23 protein-coding genes are annotated in these 24,568 nt (G+C 67.7%); 13 read left to right on the top strand and 10 right to left on the bottom strand.

What is annotated here, in order from left to right; translation table 11 throughout:
* Positions 1–41 precede the first annotated feature (41 nt).
* Positions 42–1,034: a tripartite tricarboxylate transporter substrate binding protein gene (locus ACOCMH_RS11105; RefSeq protein WP_427307024.1), complete on the top strand. Its 993-nt coding sequence runs from the start codon at positions 42–44 to the stop codon at positions 1,032–1,034.
* A 79-nt stretch (positions 1,035–1,113) separates the two neighbouring features.
* Entirely contained in the window at positions 1,114–2,214 is a 1,101-nt protein-coding gene (locus ACOCMH_RS11110; protein ID WP_427307025.1) for a CaiB/BaiF CoA transferase family protein, read from the top strand.
* Between the two features lie 51 nt (positions 2,215–2,265).
* On the opposite strand, the gene ACOCMH_RS11115 is transcribed toward ACOCMH_RS11110, so the two are convergent.
* Positions 2,266–3,789, bottom strand: coding sequence for an amidase (locus tag ACOCMH_RS11115; RefSeq protein WP_427307026.1), 1,524 nt, complete (start codon positions 3,787–3,789; stop codon positions 2,266–2,268).
* A 78-nt stretch (positions 3,790–3,867) separates the two neighbouring features.
* Positions 3,868–4,863, bottom strand: a complete 996-nt coding sequence (locus ACOCMH_RS11120) for a Bug family tripartite tricarboxylate transporter substrate binding protein (RefSeq protein ID WP_427307027.1) — start codon at positions 4,861–4,863, stop codon at positions 3,868–3,870.
* A 171-nt stretch (positions 4,864–5,034) separates the two neighbouring features.
* On the opposite strand from ACOCMH_RS11120, the gene ACOCMH_RS11125 reads away from it, so the two are divergent.
* The 5 genes from ACOCMH_RS11125 (at position 5,035) to ACOCMH_RS11145 (ending at position 10,093) form a co-directional block, all read left to right on the top strand.
* A complete protein-coding gene (locus ACOCMH_RS11125) occupies positions 5,035–5,958 on the top strand; it encodes a LysR substrate-binding domain-containing protein (RefSeq protein ID WP_427308435.1) in 924 nt (307 codons plus the stop codon).
* Between the two features lie 141 nt (positions 5,959–6,099).
* A complete protein-coding gene (locus ACOCMH_RS11130) occupies positions 6,100–7,341 on the top strand; it encodes an NAD(P)/FAD-dependent oxidoreductase (protein ID WP_427307028.1) in 1,242 nt (413 codons plus the stop codon).
* Between the two features lie 312 nt (positions 7,342–7,653).
* Positions 7,654–8,118, top strand: a complete 465-nt coding sequence (locus ACOCMH_RS11135; protein WP_427307029.1) for a tripartite tricarboxylate transporter TctB family protein — start codon at positions 7,654–7,656, stop codon at positions 8,116–8,118.
* Positions 8,119–8,130: 12 nt separating this feature from the next.
* Entirely contained in the window at positions 8,131–9,633 is a 1,503-nt protein-coding gene (locus ACOCMH_RS11140) for a tripartite tricarboxylate transporter permease (protein WP_171513090.1), read from the top strand.
* A gap of 124 nt (positions 9,634–9,757) precedes the next feature.
* On the top strand, positions 9,758–10,093 hold the full coding sequence (locus tag ACOCMH_RS11145) for a helix-turn-helix transcriptional regulator (RefSeq protein ID WP_427307030.1): 336 nt from the start codon (positions 9,758–9,760) through the stop codon (positions 10,091–10,093).
* Between the two features lie 115 nt (positions 10,094–10,208).
* On the opposite strand, the gene ACOCMH_RS11150 is transcribed toward ACOCMH_RS11145, so the two are convergent.
* Positions 10,209–10,916 (bottom strand): DUF899 family protein, encoded by a 708-nt coding sequence (locus tag ACOCMH_RS11150; protein WP_427307031.1) that lies wholly within the window; start codon positions 10,914–10,916, stop codon positions 10,209–10,211.
* A 795-nt stretch (positions 10,917–11,711) separates the two neighbouring features.
* Here ACOCMH_RS11150 and ACOCMH_RS11155 point away from each other — a divergent pair.
* Together ACOCMH_RS11155 and ACOCMH_RS11160 are read left to right on the top strand one after the other, a co-directional pair.
* The gene (locus ACOCMH_RS11155) at positions 11,712–12,197 is read left to right on the top strand and encodes a DUF883 family protein (RefSeq protein ID WP_427307032.1); all 486 of its coding nucleotides are present in this window, start codon (positions 11,712–11,714) and stop codon (positions 12,195–12,197) included.
* A 184-nt stretch (positions 12,198–12,381) separates the two neighbouring features.
* Entirely contained in the window at positions 12,382–13,071 is a 690-nt protein-coding gene (locus ACOCMH_RS11160) for a phosphatase PAP2 family protein (protein ID WP_427307033.1), read from the top strand.
* Here ACOCMH_RS11160 and ACOCMH_RS11165 read toward each other — a convergent pair.
* Positions 13,064–14,035: a GlxA family transcriptional regulator gene (locus tag ACOCMH_RS11165; protein WP_427307034.1), complete on the bottom strand. Its 972-nt coding sequence runs from the start codon at positions 14,033–14,035 to the stop codon at positions 13,064–13,066. The two genes, ACOCMH_RS11160 and ACOCMH_RS11165, sit on opposite strands and share 8 nt — an antisense overlap.
* A gap of 207 nt (positions 14,036–14,242) precedes the next feature.
* Here ACOCMH_RS11165 and ACOCMH_RS11170 point away from each other — a divergent pair, with 207 nt between their 5' ends.
* Positions 14,243–14,851 carry a cysteine hydrolase family protein gene (locus ACOCMH_RS11170; protein WP_427307035.1) on the top strand — a complete coding sequence of 203 codons (609 nt, stop codon included), beginning with the start codon at positions 14,243–14,245 and terminating at the stop codon, positions 14,849–14,851.
* Between the two features lie 37 nt (positions 14,852–14,888).
* Here ACOCMH_RS11170 and ACOCMH_RS11175 read toward each other — a convergent pair whose 3' ends face one another.
* The gene (locus ACOCMH_RS11175; RefSeq protein ID WP_427307036.1) at positions 14,889–16,268 is read right to left on the bottom strand and encodes a serine hydrolase domain-containing protein; all 1,380 of its coding nucleotides are present in this window, start codon (positions 16,266–16,268) and stop codon (positions 14,889–14,891) included.
* A gap of 226 nt (positions 16,269–16,494) precedes the next feature.
* Between ACOCMH_RS11175 and ACOCMH_RS11180 the strand changes: the two genes are divergently transcribed.
* Positions 16,495–17,409: a YihY/virulence factor BrkB family protein gene (locus tag ACOCMH_RS11180; protein WP_427307037.1), complete on the top strand. Its 915-nt coding sequence runs from the start codon at positions 16,495–16,497 to the stop codon at positions 17,407–17,409.
* A gap of 32 nt (positions 17,410–17,441) precedes the next feature.
* On the opposite strand, the gene ACOCMH_RS11185 is transcribed toward ACOCMH_RS11180, so the two are convergent.
* The 4 genes from ACOCMH_RS11185 to ACOCMH_RS11200 are packed head-to-tail and all read right to left on the bottom strand — an operon-like array spanning position 17,442 to position 21,671.
* Positions 17,442–18,395, bottom strand: coding sequence for a CobW family GTP-binding protein (locus ACOCMH_RS11185; protein ID WP_427307038.1), 954 nt, complete (start codon positions 18,393–18,395; stop codon positions 17,442–17,444).
* Positions 18,392–20,056, bottom strand: a complete 1,665-nt coding sequence (locus tag ACOCMH_RS11190; protein ID WP_427307039.1) for an amidohydrolase — start codon at positions 20,054–20,056, stop codon at positions 18,392–18,394. Before ACOCMH_RS11190 ends, ACOCMH_RS11185 begins: the two co-directional genes overlap by 4 nt.
* A gap of 11 nt (positions 20,057–20,067) precedes the next feature.
* Positions 20,068–21,450, bottom strand: a complete 1,383-nt coding sequence (locus ACOCMH_RS11195; RefSeq protein WP_427307040.1) for a sodium:solute symporter family protein — start codon at positions 21,448–21,450, stop codon at positions 20,068–20,070.
* 14 nt (positions 21,451–21,464) lie between these two features.
* A complete protein-coding gene (locus tag ACOCMH_RS11200) occupies positions 21,465–21,671 on the bottom strand; it encodes a DUF3311 domain-containing protein (RefSeq protein WP_171513082.1) in 207 nt (68 codons plus the stop codon).
* A 145-nt stretch (positions 21,672–21,816) separates the two neighbouring features.
* On the opposite strand from ACOCMH_RS11200, the gene ACOCMH_RS11205 reads away from it, so the two are divergent.
* Positions 21,817–22,752 carry a LysR family transcriptional regulator gene (locus tag ACOCMH_RS11205; protein ID WP_427307041.1) on the top strand — a complete coding sequence of 312 codons (936 nt, stop codon included), beginning with the start codon at positions 21,817–21,819 and terminating at the stop codon, positions 22,750–22,752.
* Between the two features lie 73 nt (positions 22,753–22,825).
* Positions 22,826–23,863, top strand: coding sequence for a substrate-binding domain-containing protein (locus tag ACOCMH_RS11210; RefSeq protein WP_427308437.1), 1,038 nt, complete (start codon positions 22,826–22,828; stop codon positions 23,861–23,863).
* Here the strand turns inward: ACOCMH_RS11210 and ACOCMH_RS11215 are convergent.
* Positions 23,860–24,567, bottom strand: a complete 708-nt coding sequence (locus ACOCMH_RS11215) for a sulfite exporter TauE/SafE family protein (protein ID WP_427308439.1) — start codon at positions 24,565–24,567, stop codon at positions 23,860–23,862. The two genes, ACOCMH_RS11210 and ACOCMH_RS11215, sit on opposite strands and share 4 nt — an antisense overlap.
* Position 24,568: the final 1 nt, after the last annotated feature.

The raw sequence follows: 24,568 nt of genomic DNA on the forward strand, positions 1-24,568 counted from the left end.
CCCGCCCACAGCACAATACGACAAGATCACGGAGACCAAGCATGAACCGCCGAAACTGGCTTGCCACCGCCGGCGCCGCCGCGCTGGGCAGCCTGCTGCTGCCGGCCCGCGCCGCCAGCGCTTCATCCGCCTACCCCAACCGTCCGATCCGGCTGATCGTTCCCTTCATCGCCGGCAGCACGCCCGACAGCACGGCCCGCACGCTGTCGGCGGAACTGGGCAAGAAGCTGGGCCAGCCGGTGGTGGTCGAGAACATGCCCGGCGCCGGCGGCATCATCGGCGCCGGCGCACTGCGCCGTGCCGCGCCCGATGGCTACACGCTGGGCATCCTGGCCAACTCGCACGTCATCAACGTGCACATGTACCGCAAGATGCCGTATGACCCGGCACGTGACTTCACGCCGATCACGGCCTTGTCCGGCGGACCGTCCGCGCTGGTGGTGCCCATGTCCTCGCCCTACAAGACCGCCGCCGAGCTGGTCGCGGCGATGAAGAAGGCGCCGGGCAAGTTCAACTACGGCTCCGGCGGCAAGGGCAGCATCGCCCATCTGGCGGTGGAAACCATGCTGCACCAGACCGGCTGCGACGCCGTGCATGTGCCCTACAAGGGCGCGCCAGAGATCATCACCTCGATGCTGACCGGGCAAACCCAATTCGGCATGCCGGTGCTGGGCACCGCCACGCAGTACGTGCGCAACAACCAGGTCAGGGTGCTGGCCGTCACCGCCGCGGCCCGTTCCCCCTATTTCCCCGACGTGCCGACCATGGCCGAAGCGCTGCCGCCGGGCTTCGTCATCGACAACTGGAGCGGCCTGTTCGCGCCGGCCAATTTCCCGGCCGAGCTGACGCAGGCGCTGCACGCCGCCGTCAGTGCGCTGCAGGCCGCCGGCGTCTTCGACGCCCAGCTCAAGGCCAACGCCGGCGAACTGCGCCGCAGCGCCTCGCCCGCGCAGTTCGGCACCATGGTGGCCAGCGACAACGCGCGATACGGCGACCTGATGAAGTCGATCGGCATGACGGGCGACCTCGGCTGAGCAGGCCGCCCTGCCCCGCGCCGCCCGCCACCGCGCGCGCGCGGCGCCTGTATTTCCTCCCAGCCTCCAAAGGCCGCGCATGAAGCCAGAATGGTCTTGCCTCAAGGACGTCACCATCATCGACGTCAGCCAGTTGCTGCCCGGCCCGCACGCCTGCAGCCTGCTGCGCCAGCTGGGCGCGGAGGTGATCAAGGTGGAGCAGCCCGGCACCGGCGACACCGCGCGGCAGCTGGGGGCGCATGTGTATGCGCAGTTCAATCGCGGCAAGCGCTCGGTCGCGCTGGACCTGAAGACCGACGCGGGCCGCGCGGCCTTCCTTGACCTGGTGCGCGATGCCGATGCCGTGGTCGAAGGCTTCCGCCCCGGCGTGATGGCGCGCCTGGGGCTGGGCTATGACGTGCTGGCGGCGGTCAATCCCGCCATCGTGCTGTGTTCCATCTCGGGCTTCGGCCAGACCGGCCCGTACGCCAGCCATGCCGGGCACGACCTGAACTACCTGGCGCTGGCCGGATACTGGGCCACGCCCGTGCAGGTGCATGACCAGGTCTCGCGTCCGCGCGTGCGCGTGTCGGACTACGCCGCCTCCGGCTACGCGGCGTTGTCGCTGGCCGTGGCGATCATGAGCGCCCGCCAGCACGGACAAGGGCAGCACCTGGATGTGTCGATCCACGATGCCATCCTGTCGTGGACCGCGCACGGCGCCTGGACCGCGCGAGAGCATGAGGCGTCTCCACAAGCATCGCCGACCGTGATGCCGGAAAACGACCTCTTCGAAACCCGCGACGGCCGCCACCTGGCGATGGGCATCCTGGAGAACAAGTTCTGGGACAACCTGTGCGCAGCGCTGGGCGACGCCTTTCCTGCCTTGCGCGATCCACGCTTCGCCACGCGCGCCGGGCGCGGCGGGCACAAGCTGGAAGTCAATGACCTGATGGCGGCGGTGTTCCGCACGCGCGACCTTGCGGACTGGGAGGCCTTCTTCGCCCCGCTCGATATGCCGTTCTCGCCGGTGCTGGGGGCCAATGCGCTGTTTGAAGACCCGCATGTGCAGGCGCGGAAGGTGGTGCGGCGGGTGCCGGCGGAAGGCGGGATTGCGGTGAATTTCCCGGTCAGGTTTTCGTTGGGGTTGCCGGAAGGGGAGGATTTTGTGGCTGAGGTGGGGGCGCACAATCCGCGGTAGTGGGGCGGCTTGGCACCATCGGTCCGCATGCCTGTCCGTGACGTGGTCTCCCTATACAGCTGAAATGCCGCCTGCGTGCCCCCCTGCACCATTACCCGGCGGCGCCGTGACAATGGAGCGCAGCGCAGGCGTGGCTGGCACGATCCTGGCCAGATCCGGCACCGGCCGCCTCAATTCAGGCGACGCGGCAAACGCCGTCTCCATCGCCTGCGCCGCAGCCAGGGTCTCCAGATCCCCTCGGAAGCGCCCGGTCACCTGCAGCCCGAACGGCATGCCCGCTTCATCCGTACCACATGGCAGCGAGATAGCCGGATGCGTGGTCAGCGTCACGACATAGGTCAATGCCAGCCAGCGATAGTAGTTCTCCTGCTTCTCCCCATTGATGATGTCGGCATACAGGCTAGTCCATGCAAACGGCGAAACCGGCGTGGTCGGCGACAGGATCAGGTCGTATTCCTGGTAGGCCTGCTGGAAGCGTTGCAGGATCCGGTTCTGTTCCGCCTGCGCCCAGGCACTGTCGGCCAGCGACATCTTCGCGCCCATCTCGTAGTTCGCCCGCGTATTGGGTCCGAGTGCGTCGGGGTCGCGCTGGTAGGCGTCATGCAGGCCCGCGACGAAGCTTTCCGCGCGCAGCACGTCGAAGCAGCGGTGCACATCGCCCAGATCAAAGCTGACTTCGTCGCAACGCTTGAACAGGTGGCGCATTGCGGCGATCTTGCCTCGGAACAAGCGGCGGATACCGTTGTCCACGGCGCAGCAGCCGAAGTCCTCGGTATAGCCGACGCGCAGCGTCGACAGGTCCACATGCGGCGGAAGGCGGAAGGACGCAGGGTTCACCGCGTAGCTCAGCGGATCGGTCACCGACACACCCGCCGATGCGGCCAACTGCAGGCAGGTATCGGCAACCGTGCGCCCCATCGGGCCGACCACCGAGATCGGCGTCCAACCCAGCAGCTTGCGTGAATTGGGTACGATGCCGGGCGATGGCCGGAAGCCCACCACGCCGCACTTCGCCGCCGGAATGCGCAGCGAGCCGCCGGTGTCCGAGCCCGTGCACACCGGCAGGAAATCCGCTGCCAGCGCCGCCGCCGAGCCGCCCGACGAGCCGCCCGCGTTGAGGTTGGGGTTGAACGGATTGCCGGTCGCGCCCCAGACCGCATTGCGCGAGTTGGCGCCGGCACCCATCTCGGGAATGTTGGTCTTGCCCACCACGATGGCGCCGGCTGCGCGCAGCCGCGCCACCAGCACGTTGTCCGCCGCCGGAACGTGGTTGCGGAACAGCGGCGAGCCATAGGTGGTCAGCAAGCCCTCGGTGGCCTCCAGATCCTTGACCCCGAGCGGCAACCCGTGCAGCAGGCCGAGCGGTTCGTTGCGCAGCACGGCTTGCTCGGCCGCGCGTGCCTCCTGGCGGGCGCGCGCGAAGCAGGTCGCCGTGATGGCGTTGATGGCCGGGTTGTAGGCCTCGATGCGGGCGATGCAAGCCTCCAGCAGTGCTACCGGTGAGATGTCGCGGGTGCCGATCAGCCGGCGGAGTTCGACCGCGGAAAGCGAGGTCAGTTCGTCTGGCACGTTCATGGATCAGGACGTCGGTGGTCATGCCTGCCGCCGCGGCGGGCGACAGGGTATCGGAAGAGACAGGGAGCGGTAACCAGCTCAGTCCAGCTTGATATGCGCACGCTGCGCGATGGCGCGCATCTGCGGGATTTCCTTGTCGATCATGGTGGCGACCTGGCTGCCAGGCGCGTAGAACGGTTCGATGCCGCTCTCGGCCAGCTGCTTGCGCGTGGCCGGATCGGCGATGGCGTCGGCCAGCGCCTTTTCCAGCTTCGCCTTGACCTCGGCCGGCACGCCGCGCGGCGCGACCAGTGCAATCCAGGTGCTGGTATCCATGCCGGGGTAGCCGCTTTCCGCCACGGTGGGCACATTTGGCAGCAGCGCCGAGCGCTTCGCCGTGGTGACCGCGATCGCCTTGATCTTGCCTGACTTGAGTTGCGGGATCGCCGCGGCCACGGTGTCCACGCTGAACGGGATCTGCCCGCCCATCAGGTCGGTCATGGCCGGCGCGCTGCCCTTGTACGGCACATGCAGCAGCCTGGTGCCGGTAAGGTTGAGCAGTTCCTCGCCGGCAAAGTGGGCGGTGGTGCCGGCGCCGAACGACGCGTAGGAGTACTTGCCCGGCGCCGCCTTCGCCGCGGCCACGAACTCCTTGAGGTTGTTCACCGGCACGTCGCGGTTGGCGAGCAGGATCAGCCCCGTCGAACCGATCAGGCCGATCGGCTCGAAGTTCTTCTGCGGGTCGTACGGCAGCTTGGCGTAGACGGCGGGATTGACCGTGAACGTCGTTCCCGAGGTGGCCATCAGTGTGTAGCCGTCCGGCGCCGACTTGGCCACGTAACTGGCCGCGACGATGGTGGCGGCGCCGGGCCGGTTTTCGACCACCACGGGCTGGCCGAGCCCTTCCCCGAGCTTGCGCGCGATGGTGCGGCCGACCATGTCGGTGGCGCCGCCTGGCGGAAACGGCAGGACCAGCTGGATCGGCCTGGACGGATAGCCGCCCTGCGCGGCGACAGTGGCTGGTGCCAGCGAGGCGACGGCGCAGACGCTGCAGGCTGCAAGCAGGTACAAGGGGCGCGGGACGGGGGATCGCATGGGGATGCTCCGGCAGAGAAGGAATCGGCGCAGCGCAGCAAGGCTGTGGGACGCCGCATAAATCTATCGTACGATCGATCCGGAGTGAAATCGTAGCAATGTTTCGAAAGATTGATTGCCGAAAACGCAATCGATAGAATGGTCCTGCCGCCTTCCAGCCCCTACCCGACCATGTCCTACCGCATCCTGCAGGAAACCGCCGTGCGCTACTTCCTTGAAGTGGTGCGCACCGGATCGGTCAAGGACGCCGCCATCAAGCTCAATGTGGCCCCCTCGGCGGTCAGCCGGCAGATCGCCAAGCTCGAAAGCGAGCTCGATACGCTGCTGTTCGACCGGCGCGCACGCGGCCTGGTCCCCAACGCCGCAGGCGAGCTGCTGGCGGCGCACGCCAAGCGCGCCCAGCAGGAGATCGACCGCGTCACCGGCGATATCCAGGCATTGCGCGGCCTGCGCGTGGGCCAGGTGCGGCTGGCCAGCGTGGAAGGCCTGACGCACGATTTCATCCCCGCGCTGGCGGCCAGCTTTCGGGAACAGTACGGTGGCATCCGCTTCGACCTCGACGTGTGTCCGCAAGGCGACATCGCCAGGCGCATCCGCGACGGCGAGGCCGACATCGGCATTACGCTGAGCGGCTTGCCCGAGCTGGATATCGAGGTGGAATTGCGCCATCCCGCGCCCGTGCTCGCGGTCATGGCCCCCAGCCATCCGCTGGCCGGACAGCGCCAGCTTTCGCTGTCGCAGGTCATCGGCTACCCGCTGGCGCTGCCGCCCAAGGACAGTTCGCTGCGGCAATTGCTGGATACCAGCTGCAGCCGGCAGGGCCTGAGCTACCAGACCGTGTTTTCCAGCAATCACCTGGATTCGCTGGTCGGCTTCGCCGCGGCCGGGGGCGGGGTCATCAGCTTCTATGGCGAGCTGTCGGTGCGGCGGCGGCTGAAGGCCGGCATCGTTACCGCCGTGCCGCTGCGCGATCGGGAAATGAACGAGCGCTATATCGAGATCCAGACGCTGGCCCGGCGCAACCTGCCACCGGCGGGCCGCGCCTTCGTCCAGCACCTGGTGCAGGCCATCACGCGCATCGATGCGGAAAAGTGATCCGCAGGAAAACGCGATTCGATTGCCGAACCAGCAATCGACCATTCGGATAATTGCTCCCGATGCCAGTCGCGCCAGGCACCCCGGCGTTGCAGAATCGAGGCATCGGATCAACGCTGCAAGAAAGAAAGGCCCTACCGCATGAGCAAAGACATCCTGGTACTCGGCGCCGGCATGGTCGGAGTCTGCACGGCGCTGGCGCTGCGCCAGCGCGGCCACGCGGTGGTGCTGGTGGATCGGCAGGCTCCTGGCCGTGAAACCTCCTATGGCAATGCCGGCATCATCCAGCGCGAGGCGGTGCAGCCTTATGCCTTCCCGCGCGAGTGGACCGCCGTGCTGCGGGTGATGGCGCGCCAGGGCAACGACGTCCATTACCATCCGCGGGCGCTCGCCGGGTTGTTGCCTGCGCTGGCCCGCTACTGGCACGAATCGGCACCCGGCCGCTATTCGGTGACGGTCGCTGCATATAGCGCGCTGATCCGCCACTGCCTTACCGAGCACGAACGCCTGATCGCGCTGGCGGGCGCGCAGGACCTGGTCAGCAAGCAGGGATGGCTGCAGGCTTACCGCACCAGCGCGGCGTTCGAGCGCGAGGCGGCAAAGGCTGCCGCGGTCTCGCGCGAACATGCCCTTGATTGCCGGATCCTGGATCGCGCCGCCCTCGCCGCCGCGGAGCCGGCCCTGCACGGGTCGCTGGCCGGCGCCATCCATTGGCGCGATCCGTGGACCGTCGCCGACCCCGGCGAACTGGTTCACCGCTACGCCGCCTGCTACGAGAACGCCGGCGGCATCTTCAGCCTCGGCGACGCCACCACGCTGAAACCTGCCGGCAGCGGATGGAGCGTGTCGACAAACGACGGCATGGTAACGGCGCAGCATGCGGTCATTGCGCTGGGCCCGTGGGCGCCGTCGCTAACCCGGCCGCTCGGCTATCGGATTCCGCTGTTCGTGAAGCGAGGCTACCACCGCCACTACGCAGCCCCGGCGATGCCCAGGTTGCCGCTCCTCGATACCGAGAACGGTCTCTTGCTGGCGCCAATGAAGCGCGGCCTGCGCCTCACTACCGGCGCGGAATTCGCCCGCCACGATGCGCCGCCCACGCCGGTGCAGCTGTTGCGCGCCGAGCGTTATGCCAGCGAACTGGTGGAACTCGGCACACCCGTCGAGGACACGCCATGGCTGGGCGCCAGACCCTGCGTGGCCGACATGCGCCCGGTGGTGGGCAAAGCCCCGCGCCATCCGGGCCTGTGGTTTCACTTCGGACATGCGCACCAAGGCTTTACCCTTGGCCCCGCCACGGCGCGGCTGCTCGCCGAACTGATCGACGGCGAGGCGCCTTATGTGGATGCCCGCCCGTACGATCCGGCCCGCTTTGGCAACTGACGTTGCAGATTGCCCCCTGTTCATCGCCGCGAATGGCGAGGAACTGCTCAGCCGGCTTGGTGAAGCAGAAAGCGACGTCATCACGTCACGGACGGCGCTCGAAGCCGCCTCTGCCATGTGGAAGCTAGGCGCCGGCCTGTGCTGAGGCCGACTGCGTGACACGACCCTCGGTGAATACCCCAACGTCCATACAACTGAAAGGCGGCTGAAAGTTCGGACTTCTACCGTTTGAGCGTTTCATCGCGTACGTCCGGGTAGAGGTGGAGCGCTTGAGGCAGCGTGCGCTGAAGCACAAAACAACAGAGGAGAATCATGTTTCGCATACGTAGCCAAAAGGACTTCGCCTCCGGCCTGATGTTCATCCTGGTCGGATTCGGCTTTTCCTGGGTCGCGCGCGGTTATTCCATGGGAACCGCCGCAAAGATGGGACCGGGATACTTCCCGTTCTGGCTCGGCATCGTGCTCGCCCTGCTGGGCGTGCTGGTGCTGTGGGGCTCGCTGTCTTCCAGGATGGAACAGGACAGCCTGGCCCGCTGGGACATCAAGACGCTGTTGTGGATCCTCGGAGCGGTGGTGCTGTTCGGCCTGCTGCTCAAGCCGCTGGGCATGGTGCTGTCGGTGCTGGTGCTGGTGCTGGTGTCGTCGATGGCCAGCCACGAGTTCAGCTGGAAGGGTGCGGTTCTCAACGCGATCATCCTGGTGCTGATCAGCATGGGCGCGTTCGTGTACGGCATCAACCTGCAGATGCCGGTGTGGCCGGCTTTCCTGGCAAGCTAAGGAGCCGCCAACATGGAACTACTCACCAACCTGGGTCTCGGCTTCTCCACCGCCCTGACCTTCCAGAACCTCGCGTACGCCTTCCTCGGCTGCGTGCTGGGTACCCTGATCGGCGTGCTGCCGGGCCTGGGGCCGCTGGCCACCATCGCCATGCTGCTGCCGGTGACCTACACGCTGCCGCCGGTCGCCGCGCTGATCATGCTTGCCGGCATCTACTACGGCGCCCAGTATGGTGGCTCGACCACCGCCATCCTGGTGAACCTGCCCGGTGAATCGTCGTCGGTGGTGACCACCATCGATGGCTACCAGATGGCCAGGCGAGGACGAGCGGGGGTGGCATTGGCCACAGCCGGCCTGGGCTCGTTCTTCGCCGGCTGCGTCGCCACGCTGATCCTGGCCGCGTTTGCCGCGCCGCTGTCGGAACTGGCGTTCAAGTTCGGCCCCGCCGAGTATTTCTCGCTGATGGTGCTGGGCCTGATCGGCGCCGTGGTGCTGGCATCGGGTTCGCTGGTCAAGGCAATCGCCATGATCGTGCTGGGCCTGCTGCTGGGCCTGGTCGGCACCGACGTCAACTCGGGCGCCGCGCGCTTCTCGTTCGACGTGCCGGAACTGACCGATGGCTTGAACTTCGTCTCGGTGGCAATGGGTGTGTTCGGCTTTGCTGAAATCATCGCCAACCTGGAGCAGAAGGAACACCGCGAGACCTTCACCGACCACATCACCAACCTGTTCCCGACCAAGGAAGATTTCAAGCGCATGATCCCCGCGGTGCTGCGTGGCACCCTGCTGGGTTCGGCGCTGGGCATCCTGCCAGGCGGTGGTGCAGCACTGGCCTCGTTTGCTGCGTATTCGCTGGAGAAGAAGACCTCCAAGTACGCGCATGAATTCGGCAAGGGCGCGATCGAAGGCGTGGCGGGTCCGGAGTCGGCCAACAACGCCGCGGCGCAGACCTCGTTCATCCCGCTGCTGACGCTGGGCATTCCGCCCAATGCGGTGATGGCGCTGATGGTCGGTGCGATGACCATCCACAACATCCAGCCGGGTCCGCAGGTGATGACCAGCAATCCGGCGCTGTTCTGGGGCCTGATCGCCTCGATGTGGATCGGCAACCTGATGCTGATCGTGCTGAACCTGCCGCTGATCGGCATCTGGGTGAAGCTGCTGAAGGTGCCCTACCGCTACCTGTACCCTGCCATCCTGGTGTTCTGCTGCATCGGCGTGTACTCGGTCCAGAACACCACCTTCGACGTGTTCCAGACCGCGGCCTTTGGCGTGATCGGCTACCTGTTCATCAAGCTGCGCTGCGAACCGGCACCGATGCTGCTCGGCTTCGTGCTGGGGCCGATGATGGAAGAGAACTTCCGCCGCTCGCTGCTGCTGTCGCGTGGTGCCTTCAGCGTGTTCGTGACGCGGCCGCTGTCGATGGGCCTGCTGATCGCCGCCGCGGTACTGGTTGCGGTCGTGGCGATGCCCTCCATCAAGTCCAAGCGAGAGGAAGCCTTCCAGGAGGAATAGCTTCCAGTAATGTCGAGCCTCATTCGGGACAAGCTACATTGGGGGGTGCGGTTGCCTCCCAATTGCCTCCCAATATCAAAAGGATTGCATTCATTCCAGCACGCAGGCATGTAGGCGCATCTGCATGAAAGCCCCGAATCTCAAGCGCGTCTTGTCGCGTTTGTATATTCTCAAGATCGTCCAGGCGAACCCCGCGACGGTGCTTACCTTGGCGGACCGTCTGCGCGAACGGGGCATTGAAGAGAATATTCGATCATTGCGCCCCATTTTGCGCAGCCTTATGATGGCGCGCGCCATTACGGCGCAACTCGTCGAAGGCAGTGGACGGGTTTACCGTATTACTGACGAGGGACGAGAGGAACTCGAGGTCTATCTATCCCACCTTGACGTCTTGCAGAAGGATAGCCAACCAGCGGAATATCAAAGCGACAAGGACCCCGTCTCGGACAACCGGGAATAGTTTCAGCGGCCACGCCACCCGGCCGGCAACGGATGGCGCGAACCGCCTGGGTGCGTACCCGGCGTAGCTTCGATTCCGGTTATGTATCGACCCACCCGCATGCCGAACGCCCCGCCTAATCCTTCCCCCCGTACTCCAGTTCCGGATACCAATTCCCCCTCCCCTCCGGCGTCGTATCCAGCAACGTCCACAACGGGTCCAGATCCGGCGCCCCGCGTGGATCCTGCCCCGGATCCGCCGTCAGCGCATACATCTCGCTACTCCAGAAATGCCGGATCTTCCCATCGCGTCGCGTAAAGACCGTATAGCCCGGAACATCCGCATCCTCGGCGCTGACATAATCGCGCGTGAAATCGCCGTCAATGTCCGCATAGACCTTCAGCTTGCTCCAGCCTCGCGCCTGCTTCGCCGCGACCAGGCGCTCGACAGGCGAGCGCGCGACCATCGCCAGCGCGACGCGCTGCTCGATATCCGGAACCTTGTGGTCCCATGACCCCATGATCGATGTGCACATTGGACAAGGCCGCTCCCGCTGCGGTCCGAACATATAGCTGTAGACGACAAGCGTGTCCTTGTCGGCGAACAGTTCATCGAGCGTGACGGGCCCATGTTCTCCCTGGAAGGTATAGCGCTTTGTCACCTCGCCGCCGGGCGGCAAGGCGCGCCGCAGTTCAGCGACGCGTTCAATATGCCGGCGCAGTTCGATTTCCTCGGCCAGCAACGCATTGCGCGCCTCGCGGTACGCCGCGCTTTCATTCGGAAAGTGAACAGGATTCTGGCGTGCCAGTTCGGGTGATGGGACAAGCTTTGTTGGGGTGTTCATGTCGGTCCTCCTGAAGGTCGGGTGCCGTGCGCGGCCCGCGCCATGCAGCAACGGCCGATTCGCCCGGCATGTCCATTCGTTGCGTCGCAGGAAGAATTGTTCCGGCGCGATGGCGAGGTCTTGCCTGGCTCCTGAAACTAAGACGGCGGTTCACAGCTGTCTGTGAACCGCCGTCTATCCGGGCCTTGTGGCCGGCCGGCGCTACGTGGTGCCTGGTTTACCTAGCTGGTCACGTGTATTGTCGAAGCCGCATGTGAGAAAAGGGAATCGCAGGGCTACTGCTGCATACACCATGGCGGCGGACGTCGGACATCCACCTGGCCCGGCTGGCGCGGTGGCTTGCGGAGATCGTCCTCATGCCTCGGCGGCAACTGCTCCTCACTGTCCCGGGAGGGATCTGCCGGCGGCACCTCCGGTACATTCGGCCCTTCACCCGGCCGTGGAATTTGATGTTCCATGATGCCTCCTGCTTGCAAAATGCGGCACCCATAAAGACGCAACGACCATGCCAAGGCAAGCGGTAGTAGCGTGGCGCGATTTTGTGCGCGCGGACCATCCCGGGGGCGCGCGTTGCCGGGTGCGTACGGACCGACGGCGCAATCTCAGCGCGCAAATCTGCCTGACTTTGTAATGCGGCACGCGGTGAGGGTATCGCCGGGCTGCCCTGGCGCCACGTCAGCCATGGCCCACCGGGGGATGGCGGCAGCGGCCATCGCGGGCACGAAAGGTGCACCGCCCTACCTTGGCGGGCGGGGCAGACCCTGTGCGCCCGATACTTCAATGCGGAGGCGGACCATGGAACAGACGGAAACGAAAAGCACACCGGGCACCGGATCGGAAACCAGCCAGCAACCGGCGCGGGGATTCTCAAACTTCTCCGGCCCGGATTCCGGCAGCGGCGGGTCGTCCCGGGTGACGTCCGCGTCGACGGGATCGACAGGAGCGACGCGATCGACGGCATCGCAGGATCTCGCCAGCGAACTGGACAAGCTGCTCGATCGCATTCCCATGCTGTCCGGCGAGAACCTTGAAAAGGCCAAGGCGGAATTCGTCGAGCTGGCCGCAAAGTCGGGCAATGCCGCAACGGAACTGGCGGCTAAATCGGCGGAGGTCGCCAAGCGCGTGAGCGGGCGTGTCAAGAGCGAATGGGAGACCGGGCTTGAGCGTACCGAAACTTTCGTACACGCCAATCCCATCCGTGCGCTGGGAATCGCGCTCGGGGTCGGCGTGGTGTTGGGCGCGCGGCTGTTTGGCGGCTCGCGCCGGCACGACGGCATGTAATTCGGCAGTTGCGGAAGTGGCGTGCCAGGACGGTTGCCCTGGCACGCTTGTTTTTGTGGGCGCGCCGCTTGTGTGTGCCAGCCAACCGAAGCGAGACCCGCCCTATTGGCGAGCGGTGCGCCAACCCTATACTCTGCCGATATAGGAGATAAGTGACTACCAGTCACCATGCAGGGCCACAGGGATGAACGCTTTCGATAGCAGCATCATTCAATTCCTGAACCAGTTCTCTTTCCGCTGGCCCTTCGTCGACCACGCGGTGCTGGCCATGACCCAGTTCTACATGCTGCGCGGCTTGCCCATGATCGCGTTGCTATGGTGGCTCTGGTTCCGCGACGGCGTGGACAAGCAGCGCGACCGCGAAATCGTGGTCGCGACGGTCGTAGCCGCTTTTTGCGCGTTATTGCTGGGGCGCTTCCTCGCGTCCGGCCTACCGTTCCGGCTTCGTCCCATGGCCAATCCTGAGGTAGGACTGCGCTTCCTGCTCGCCGCCGACGACGGCATGCGCACGTGGAGTTCTTTCCCCAGCGACCACGCGATGCTGTGGTGCGCCGTGGCCACCGGTGTGCTGGTCGCATCCCGGTGGCTTGGCCTGCTGGCGCTGGCCTATGCCGTGCTGATGATCTCCATGTCCCGCGTTATTGTCGGGCTGCATTATCCGACCGACGTCATCGCCGGCGCCCTGCTGGGCGTGCTGACATGCCTGATACTGACCCGTCCCTGGTCCCGCGAGCGGATCGCGGCGCCCTTCTTGTTCCTGTGCGAGCGCTACCGGGGCTTGTTCCATGTCGGCATGTTCGTGCTCAGCTTCGGGCTGATCACCAATTTCGACGAGATCCGCACGGTGGCTTCGTCGCTGATGAAGGTCAGCTGAAGCCGTTGCGCGGCACCGCGGTGCCGAACTGCTTGCGGTAGGCCGATGGCGACACGGCCAGCGCCTGGGTGAAGTGCTGGCGCAGGGAAACGGCCGAGCCGAACCCGACCAGCGCGGCCACCAGGTCAACGCCCTTGTCGGTCGTCTCCAGCAAGCGCCGCGCCGCCGTCAGCCGGTGGTTCAGCAGCCACTGCGTCACCGTGGTGCCGGTCTTGGCCTTGAAGCGCCGCGTGAAATTGCGCCGGCTCATGCCGGCCTTTTGGGCCAGCGCATCCAGCGTCAGCGGCTCGGCCAGGTGCGCGATGGCCCAGTCCAGCGTCATGCCGAGCCGGTCAGCGCCCTCCGCCTGCGGCAGCGGGTGCTCGATGTACTGCGCCTGGCCGCCGTGCCGGTGCGGGGCCACCACCATGCGGCGCGCCACCCGGTTGGCCACTTCGGCGCCATGGTCGCGCCGCACCAGGTGCAGGCAGCAGTCCAGCGCGGCGGCGGTGCCGGCCGAGGTCAGGATCTCGCCATCGTCGATATAGAGCGAATCGCGGTCGAGCCGCACCCGCGGGTAGCGCTGCGCAAAATCGTCGGCCCAGGCCCAGTGCGTGGCCGCGGTGCGGCCGTCCAGCAGGCCCGCCTCGGCCACCACGAAGGTACCCAGGCATAGTCCCACGATGCGCGCCCCGCGCGCGCTGGCCGAGCGCAGCGCATCGCGCAGCGCTGGCGGGGCCGGCTCGGCCGGATCCCGCCACGCCGGCATGATCACGGTGTCGGCCTGCTCCAGCGTCGACAGGTCATGTTCGACCTCGATCCGGAACCCGGACATGGTGGCAATCAGCCCGGGGGTTTCGCCGCAGATCAGCAGCCGGTAGCGCGGCACGCCGAGCCGGTCGAGGTCGTCGCCAAAGACGATGCAGGGCACGGACAGGTGGAAAGGGCTGATGCCTTCGAAGGCAATCACCGCGACGGTGTGCATCGCAATCTCGCTGGCTGGGGACGTCGGTCGGCGGGCCGGAACGGCTTGGCCCAGGTTGGCCCGATTCTATCGAATGTTGTCCATCGGGCCACTTTCGGCGATGCCGCCGGCGCCGGACACTACCTCCCATGCCGCGCTTGCGGCGAACGCGGCGGCCGCCATGCCAGCGGCGCCGACCTTCCCCTTCCATCTCGACGAGGACCCACCATGCCCCATCCGACCCTGCGCACGATCGCCGGCACCCCCGCGCCCACCGCCATCGACGCCGCCAGCACCGCCGTGCTGGTGATCGATTTCCAGAACGAATACTTCAGCGGCAGGCTGCCGATTCCTGACGGGCCGGCCGCCCTCGCCAACGCGCGGCGCCTGGTCGAGCACGCCGACGCTGCCGGCATGCCCGTGTTCCACATCCAGCATGTCACGCCGGCGGGCAGCCCGGTCTTTGCGGAACACGGCCCGACCGTGGCGTTCCACGGCGAGCTGCAGCCGGCTCCGCATCACACCGTGCTGCAAAAGACTTCGGTCAGCGTGTTCCCGACCACCGACCTCGACCGGCGCCTCAAGGCGGCCGGCATCAAGACCCTGGTCATTACCGGCCTGATGACCCACGCCTGCGTCACCGGCGCGGCGCGCGACGCGGTGCCGCTGGGATACAGCGTGATCGTGGCGGCGGACGCCTGCGCCACGCGCGACCTGGATACCGCGGCCGGCACGGTGCCGCACCAGGACCTGCACCGCGCCGCGCTGGCCGCGCTCGACGACACCTTCGGCGATATCCTGACGACCGCTCAGGTGCTGAAGCTGCCGGTGGCCTGAGCCACCGCGAGCTTTTGCCGGGCGGTCCCGGCGTGGGTCAGTGGCTGGCGGCGCGCAGGATGGCGTGCGCCGCCGCCACCATGGCCTGGGAGGACTCCAGTGCGCGCGCCGCCGGATCGTCGCGCTTGCGCACGCCGGCGGCGCTGGTTGCGCGCGCGGCGCCGTCGGGGCTGGCGGAAAACTTCACCACGGTCAGCCCCCTGGCGGGGTTGATGTAGATCTTCTGGCCGAAGCGGCCGCTGGCCTCGACGCTGCCGTCGCCGTCGTTGCGCTGGAACCAGTAGTTGCGGTAGCCGTAGCCGTCGCGTCCTGCCGTGGTGTTGCCGCGCGCGAAGCGGGCCTGGTTGCTTGCCGGCTGCAGCGCGATCCGCACCGCCTGCGGCGATATGCCAACCGTGGCATCGCCGGCCGCGGCGCGGCGCACCGCCTCGGCAAAGCGGGCGGCATCGCGCAGCGTGGAATTCATGCCGCCGCTGGCCATTTCGGTGCCCTGGCGATCGACCTGGGTATAGGCATCGTCATCGGCAAGGCGCGACCAGAGCCGCTCCGTCACCATCTGCGCCCAGCTCTGGCCGGTGATGCGGCGCAGGGCCCACGCCACCGCCTCCGGCGAGCCGTTCTGGTAGTACCAGACCCCGCCCTCCGCGCCCGCGACTGCGGGGCCGGTGGCGTGCACGACCTTGAGGAAGTCATAGATGGTGTCGGGCGCATCCGCCTTGCGCGGCACGATCCCCACCGCGCCGAACAGTCCCAGGTCCGGTGGCAGCGCCTGGGGGTAGCCCACCGGCACCTCCATGTCCAGGTTCTGCTGCACCGTGGCCTCGCCGAACGGGTTGCCGGCCAGTTCCGGCACATACTGCGCCAGCCGGGCGTGCGGATCGAGCTTGCCTTCCTCGACCAGCATGGCCGCCAGCAGGCCGGTCACGGACTTGGTCATCGAGGCCCAGATATGCGGCTGGTGCGGGCCAAAGCCGGCGAGGTAGCGCTCATACACCACCTTGCCCTGGTGCAGCACGATAAAGCCGTCGGTGTGCGTATCGCGCAGGTAGTCCGCCAGCCGCACCGTCTGGCCCGCGACGGTAAAGCTGACCGCGTCCAGTTCCGGCGCCGCCTGCCCTGGCAGTGCCAGCGGCTGGCTCGCATGCCGGATGCCCACGGTCGGCGACATCTCGCGCGCATGACGGAAGGCCCAGCGCATATAGGGCGGGCGCAGCCCGCTGCCGCGACTGACCTGCTTGTCTGGCGGCGGCGGAAACCCCTGCATGACTTCGCTCTCCGCCACCGCCGCGGACTCGCCCGCTCCCTGCGCCTGCGCCATGCCCGCCGGCGCCGCCATCAACGCCACCAGCGGCGCCAGTGCCCACCACGCCCGACTGCGTCGGAACCCCGTCCTGTGCGAATGCGCTTGCGCCTGCATGCTGTCTCCATGGCTGTCGAAGCGGCTGCACGCGCGGTGCGCCGCCTTCTGATGATCCGATGCAAGCCTGCGAGGGCAGGCTGCCGCGCCATGTTGCATGGCCTGCGGACATGGCCACAATCCCCTGTTCGGAATAGAGCCATAACCGGTGGGAATGTCATGGAGAAGCGGTAGCGCGGGATGGATCGGCGCGGCCCGCGCATAATGTCATCACCCGCTACTTCCGATGCCTGCCATGCAGCTTCCCGACGCCCGCGTCAGCGACCTGCTGCGCCGCCCCCGGCGCTTTGCCTGGCATACGCTGCGCCAGTTCCGCGCCAACCAGGGCCTGCTGCTGGCCGGCGCGGTGGCCTATTACGCGCTGCTATCGATCGTGCCGCTGCTGATCCTGATGGTGATCGCGCTGTCGCACGTGATTGAGCCCGCGTTGCTGCTGTCGACGCTGGCGCGCTACCTCGAGTGGGTGGTGCCAGGGCAATCGCGGGCGCTGGTCACCGAGCTGGCCGCCTTCCTGCGCAATCGCGGCACCATCGGCTGGGTGCTGCTGGGCACCATGCTGTTCTTCAGCTCGCTCGCCTTTACGGTGCTGGAGAACGCCATGTCGGTGATCTTCGAGCACCGCGTGGCGATCCGGCGCCGCCATTTCCTGGTATCGGCGCTGCTGCCCTATTGCTACATCGCCGTGCTCAGCGTGGGCCTGCTGCTGGTCACCGTGGTCTCGGGCGCGCTGCTGGCGATCGCCGAGCGGCACGTGGAGGTGCTGGGCCACGACTGGTCGCTGGACCGCCTCTCCACCGGGCTGCTCTACCTGCTCGGCTTTATCGGCGAGGTGCTGATGCTGACTTCGATCTACATGGTGATGCCGGTCGGCCGGCTGTCTCTGCGGCATGCGCTCAGCGGCGCGGTGGTCGCCGCGGTGCTGTGGGAGATCTCGCGCCACGTGCTGGTGTGGTACTTCGCCACGCTGTCGCAGGTGGGGCGGGTCTATGGCTCGCTGACCACGGCCATCGTGGTGCTGCTCAGCCTGGAAATCGCCGCGACCTTGCTGCTGTTTGGGGCGCAGGTGATCGCGGAATTCGAGCGCGGTGTCTGGCACAAGCTGCGTGGCGGCAGCGGCGACCCCAAGGAGTTCCATACGTGAGCGCGCCGCACAGCGGTGCGGCCTGGTGCGGCTCAGGCCAGCGCTGCTTCCATGCAGGCACGCAGGCGCGTTTCCGCCACCGCATCGAAGGCGCCGACGAAAACCAGGGCGGAGCCGTCGAAATCGGCGTGCCCCGCCGGCCCCAGCCGCATCTTGCCGCCGACGAGGTGGACCTCATGCAGCCGCGGGTCCGCGGCAAGCCGGACCAGTCCCTTGGCGCGCAGCAGGCGCACCGGCAGGGTCGCCAGCGCCTGGCGCAGGCGCACCTTGTCGAAGCTGCGCGCGGTCTGGTAAGCGACGCTGCGAATGCCGGCGTGGCCCGCACCGGCAGCCCCGCGCTGCCAGCCCGGCGCGCCCGCCAGCGCCGCGCCGCGCCGCGCGGGCACCACGCCCGCATCGAGGAACACCGCCAGCGGCAGTTCGCCAGCGCGCGCCGTCAGCACGGTGGCGTGCGGCGCCAGGACGGCTGCCGTGGCCCCGGCCCGTGCCACGGCCTCGGTGCCGGCCAGGTCGGCCTTGGTCAGCGCCAGCACCGACGCGCCTTCGACCTGCCGCCGCACCATGTCGCCGACCAGCGGGTCGCGCAGGCCCTGGTGCAGGCCGGTCGCGTCGACCGCGACCAGCACCGCATTGAGCCGGAAGGCCGGGTCCAGCAGGCCGACCTGCGCGATACGCCGTGGGTCCGAAACACCGCTGGCCTCGATCACCAGCAAGTCCGGCCGCTGCGCCCGCGCGGCGATGGCCACCAGCGCCTCGGCCAGCCGGCCGCCGATCGAGCAGCAGATGCAGCCGTTCTCCAGCTCGATCACATCGTCGCTGCGCGCGCGCACCAGCGCGGCATCGATATTGACCGCGCCGAAGTCATTGACCAGCACCGCGATGCGGCACCCGTGCGCATGGGCGAGCAGGCGGTTGAGCAAGGTGGTCTTGCCCGCGCCGAGGTAGCCGCCCACCACCACCAGCGGGATCGGCGCGCGCGCGTTCATCGTGCCGGCGCCGCAAAGACGCGCCCGCCCAGCACCGTGCCCCAGACGCGCACGTCCTTCAGGCGCTCGGGCGCCACGACGGTGGGATCGTCCTCCAGCACTGCAAAGTCGGCCAGCTTGCCGGGCGCGATGCTGCCGATGCAACGCTCCAGCTTCAGCGTATAGGCCGCGCCCATGGTGATGGCGTAGAGCGCGTCGGCCAGCGTCAGGCGTTCGGCTTCGCCCAGCACGCGCCCGGAAGCGGTCTGGCGCTGCATTGCGCACCATGCCGTGAAGAGCGGGTTCAGCGGCGTGATCGGGGCATCGGAATGGATCGCGAATGGAATTCCCAGCCGCCGCGCGCTGCCGGCCGGGTTCATGCGGGCGGCCCGCGCTGGCCCCACGGTCTGGCCGGCATGCGCATCGCCCCAGTAGTACAGGTGGTTCGAGAAGAAGTTGATGCACAGGCCCAGGCGTGCCGCGCGCGCCAGTTGCGCCTGGTCTGCCAGCTGGCAATGCTGCAGCGTATGGCGATGGTCCGCGCGCGGATGGCGCGCCAGCATCGCTTCCAGCACGTCGAGCACCACTTCGGTGGCCTCGTCGCCGTTGGTGTGGATATGCAGCGGCAGGCCGGCCAGATGGAACGGTGTGAATGCATCGAGCAGCTGCTCCGGCGGGATCAGCCACAGGCCATTGGGCTGCCCGCCGGCGTAGCCGGGCGCGCGCAGGCGCGCGGTAAAGCCCTGGATCGAGCCGTCGACGATGAACTTGACGGGGCCGAAATGCAGCTTGTCGGTGCCCGCGGACGCGGCGGCATGCACCCGCGCCGGCCCGCCCTGCGCATTGCGCTGCGGGGAAAACGCCGGGACGATGCGCAGCGGGAAACCGGGTTCGGCCGTGACCGCGCGCAGCGTCTCCAGCCCCTTGGGCGACAGGTCGTTGACCAGGTCGGTGGCCGTGGTCACGCCCGCCAGCTGCGCCACGCGGCCGAAGCGGCGCACCGCCTCGGCGTTCTCGGCAGCGGCCAGCGACAAGCCGCTGCCCAGCACGCGCTGCACCGGGAACATCGCCGCGAACTCCTGCAGCTCGCCAGTGGGCAGGCCCTGCGCGTCCTTGTGCACGCCGTCGATCTCGGTGTCGGCGTCGATGCCGGCCTGCGCCAGCATCGCGGAATTGACGTTCATCAGGTGCACGCTGGCATGCATCACCACGATCGGGCGCGTCGCCGACACGCGGTCCAGCTCGCGCACCGACAGCCGGCTGGCGCCGAAGTAGATCGGGTCGAAGCCCCACGCCAGCAGCGGCGCCTCGGCGTCGCGCATCTGGCTGGCCGCGCTGGCGAGGCGATCGATCACCTGCTCCAGCGTGCGCAGGCCGCGCCACAGCCTGCCGTCGGGGTCGCGGCGGTCGAAATAGCCGACGTAGACCGCATCCCACATCGCGCCCTCCATCAGGTGGCAGTGGCCTTCCACCAGCCCCGGCATCAGCACCTTGTCGCGGAAGGTGTCGACCTGCACCGCAGCGGGCCAGGCGGCCATCTCGGCGGGGCCGCCGACGGCCATGATCTTGCCGTCGCGCACCGCGACATGGGTCGCTTCGGGCCGCGCGGCTTCCATCGTCAGGATCTTGCGCGCCACAAATACCTGCGTGCGCGCCGTGTCGTCTTGTGTCATCGATTGCATGAGTAGTTCATTCAGGCGGCCTGCACGCGGGACAGCCGCGGCGCGTAATGCACCAGCGCAGTCACCAGCAGGTTCACGGCCAGGCTGACCAGGCCAAGGTTGATGCCGCCGAAATCGGCCTGCTGCACATACAGCGCGATCGCCAGCAACTGCCCGGTGACGATGCCCAGCGCAATCGCCAGCGGCCGCACCTTGAGCGAGAACAGGATCACCAGCACGCCGGGGAAGAACTGCGTCACGCCGTAGTAGGTGGTGTTGATCAGCGTCAGCATCAGGTTGGGCGTGGCCAGCGTCATGGCGATCGACAGCACCAGGTAGATCACGATCACCACCTTGGCGCCCTGCTTCTGGCGCGCTTCAGGCAGGCCCGGAAGCAGGTTGCGCGTGACGATGGGGCCGATCGCCAGGCAGATGCCGGCCAGCACCAGCAGGCCCGACAGCGCCGCGCCCGCGGCAACCAGGCCCAGCAGCCAGCCCGGCAGCAGCCGCACCGCCGCCGCGAAGAAGGCCTCGTTGGGCGACGCCAGCTGCAGGTTCTGGCTGATGGCGTAGTACGACGCCAGCACCAGGAAGGGATACATCAGCATGTACAGCGGCATCGCCACCTGCGTGCGCCGAATGGTGTTGGCGCTCTTGGCGGTAAAGAAGTTCTGCACCGCGAACGGCATCACGTAGAAGCCCAGCGCCTGGAACAGCATGGTGCTCATCGAGAAGCGCAGCTGGGTCTCGCTCATCTGGTTGCTGACTTGCAGGCTGGCGGCGTGGAACACATCGCCCACGCCCGCCTTCAAGCCCACCGCCACGCCGGTGGCGACGATCGCCACCACCATCAGGATGTCCTTGAGAATGGCGATATAGGCCGAGGCGCGCACGCCGGAGATGGCGATGTAGCTGAAGGCCAGCGCCGCCGAGATCATCACCAGGTAGACCGGATCGAAATCCCAGCCCAGCCCCTTGAGCGCCGCCACCAGCCCGGTGAACTGCAGCTGACCCCACGGCAGCAGGAACAGGATCGACGAGCCCGCCACGATCAGCTCGAGCGCGCGGCTGCCGTAGTGGCCCTTGAACAGGTCCGGCAGCGTGATGGCGTTGTAGCGCGCCCCGGCCTGCCATATCTTCGGCCCCAGGAAGTACCCGAGCGGATAGGCCAGCAGGATATAGCCGAGGAACCAGATGCCATAGGTGGGCCCCTTGGCATAGATGCCGCCCGGGAAACCCACCATGGTGCCGATGCTGTAGATCTCGCCCGCCGCGAGGAAGAACACCAGGAACGCGCCGAACTGCCGCGACGCGACGAAGAAGTCGTGCATGCTCTGCGCGCCATGCCCCTTGCCCGAGCGGACGGCGAGATAGAGCGAGAACACGATGAAGCCGAGGAATACCGCTGTGGTCATGGCCGGCTCCCGGGTCAGGCTTCATGCGCCGCGTCGGCAGCGTGGCGGTCGAACAGCAGCCAGCACGCCAACATGCAGCCCGAGGTCAGCACGAACCACGCAAAGATCCACGCGTAGATGAAGGGCACGCCGAGCACGAAGCGCTCCACCGATGCCACCCACGGCAGCATCCCGATCACGCCGATATACGGCAGGCCTAGGCCGATCAACAGCTTGAGCATGTCTTGTCTCCGATGTCCGATGGACGGTTGGCGGTATCCCGCGGCGGGGTCCGCTCTGTTGTTCCGCTCATCATAGGGAGCGGCAAGGTATGATTCAAATGCAAATGTTGAACCGATCCCATAACCAACGCGCATGGTTTGCCGCATGGACACCCAGAAACTTCTGCACCTGCTCGCGGTGGTCGAGCACGGCACCTTTTCCGAAGCGGCCCGCGCGGTGCACCTGACGCAGCCGGCGCTGAGCCGCAGCATCCGCGCGCTGGAAGACGAGCTGAAGGCGCCGCTGTTCGACCGCGGCGCGCGACGCGCGACGCTGACCGTGTTCGGCGAACTGGTGGCCGAGCGCGCGCGCCGCATGCGGCTGGAAGAGCGCCAGCTGCGGCGCGACCTGGAGCTGCTGCGCGGGGGCGAGGAAGGGTCGCTTGCGATCGGCGTGGCGCCCGCGCCAGCGGCGCTGCTGCTGACGCCGTTCCTGATCCACATGGCGCAGGCCCATCCGCGCATCAAGGTGCGCACCGAGACCGGCGCGACCAGCGCCTTGCTGGAGGCGCTGCGCAACGAGACCATCGATGCCATCGTCGGCGATGCCTATGTGCTGCGCGCGGCCGACGATGTCGAGGTGGAGCCGCTGGGGGAACTGCCCGCGGGGCTGGTCTGCCGCGCCGGCCACCCGATCCTGCGCAAGCGCCGCATCGACATCGACACCATCCGCGCCTATCCGGTGGCCACCACCACGCTCAGCACCGTCGTCAGCCGCCAGCTGGCCGAGCTGTGGGGTCCGGGCGCCGCGCCGGACAAGCTCTTCACCCTGCATTGCGACAACCTCGACATGCTGCGCAGCGTGACGCTGGCGAGCGATACGCTGCTGTTCGGCGTGCTGTCGATCACACGGCAGGAGCGCGCCGCCGGGCTGATGGCCGAAGTGCCGATGCCGCCCGATGCGCGCCGCTGTGGGCGCTATGGCATGGCGCGCATGGCGGCGCGCTCGCTGTCGCCGGCGCTGGAGGTGCTGTACCGCTTTACGCGCGACCACTGGAAGGCGCTGTCGTTTGAGGCCGGCGGCGGCAACGGGCGCCGCTGAGCGTTTCCCATGCCGGCCGCTGTGGCAGGGCCGCTGTTGTATGCTCCGCCCTGAGCCATTGCCCATGTCCCGCATGACCGAAGCCACGCCTGACCGCCCCCGCCGCATCACCATCCACGACGTCGCCCGCGCCGCCGGCGTGTCGCTGACCACGGTGTCGCACGCGCTCAATGACCGCGGCGTGCTGGACCCGGCCACGCGCGCGCGCGTCAAGCGCGTGGCCGCGGAACTGGGCTACCGGCCCAGCGTGCGCGCGCAGCGGCTGCAGTCGGGCCGGGCCAACTGCATTGCGCTGCTGTCGTCGATGCCGTTCGCGGTGGCGGGCGGCACCTCGCGCCTGGGTTTCATGATGGAGGTGGCCGCGATCGCGGCCGAGGCGGCCATGGCCCGCGGCCTGGGCGTGGTGCTGGTGCCGCCGCTGGAAGGTGCCGGTGGCCTGCTCGACACGCTCGATATCGACGGTGCCATCGTGATCGAGCCGATCGCCGGCGACCCGCATATCGCGCGCCTGCGCCAGCGCGGCGTCAGCATCGTGTCGATCGGGCGCGAGCCGCTGACCGACACGCCGGTGCCCTGCGTCGACTTGCAGTCTGCCGAGACCGCGCGCCTACTGCTGGCGCACCTGCACGGCCACGGGCGCCGGCACATCGGCCTGATGATCGGCGCGGCGCCGCGGCAGTCGTATGTGGAAACGGAACGCGCCTACCGTGAGTTCACGCAAGCGCTGGGCCTGCCCTGCCATATCGTCAAGGCAGCCGAGGAACATGGCGAAGCCGCAGGCGCCGACGCCTGCGCGCAACTGCTGGCGCAGATGCCGGGGCTGGATGCGCTGTGCGCGCCGGTGGATGCCTTCGCGGTCGGCGCCATGGCGCACCTGCAAGGGCTGGGCAAGCGCGTGCCCGACGACGTGATGGTGGTGACGCGCTACGACGGCATCCGCGCGCGCAGCGCCCAGCCGCCGCTCACCGCGGTCAACCTGCACCTGGAGCGGGTGGCGTCGCTGGCGGTGGAACTGCTGTTCGCGCACCTGTCGGGCGAGCGCAGCCGCAACGTGATTGCAGGACCGGCGCCCGAACTGGTGGTGCGGGCGTCGTCGACGCCGAACGCCTAGCCGCGCAGCAGCACCACCGCCCCGGACACCAGCGCGAATACCAGCACGCCGATGCGCAGCATGCGCTGGTTGATGCGCTTGTGCACCAGGTGGCTGGCCACCATGCCGACACCCAGCACCGGCAGCAGCCCCGCGGCATAGAACACCTGCTCCATGCCCAACCGGCCGCCCAGCGCCAGCACCACCAGCGAGATCACCTCGCCCACCAGGAAGCACAGCGCCACCGTGGCGCGCAGCGTGGCCACCGGCGCGTGCTGGTACGCCAGCGCCAGCGGCGGGCCGCCGACGCCGGTGGCGGTCTCGGTTACGCCGGTGATCAGGCCGGTGGAAGCAAAGGTCAGCCGCCCCGGCGTAAAGGCCGGCGCCAGCAGCGATACCACCGCCGCGGCAATGGTGCTGCCGCCGACCAGCGCGTTGAGCCACGCCATCGGCATCGCCACCAGCACCCACAGTCCGCCAAAGGTGCCGGCCACGCGCCCGGCGCTGATCCAGCCCGCGCCGCGCAGGTCGATGGCATGGCGCTCGCGCCAGGCCACGTAGGCATTGAGCGGCAACATCGCCAGCAGCAGTGCGCCGGGCAGCATCGCCGGCGCGGCCAGCGCCAGCACCGGCACCACGATCAGCGCGAAGCCCATGCCGGTGGCACCCTGGATCAACGCGCCGGTAAACACCGCGACGCCGACGCTGAACAAGGTCATGTCCATG

Origin of the sequence: Cupriavidus sp. H39 (genome assembly GCF_050271075.1) — a bacterium.
Taxonomy (GTDB): domain Bacteria; phylum Pseudomonadota; class Gammaproteobacteria; order Burkholderiales; family Burkholderiaceae; genus Cupriavidus; species Cupriavidus necator_B.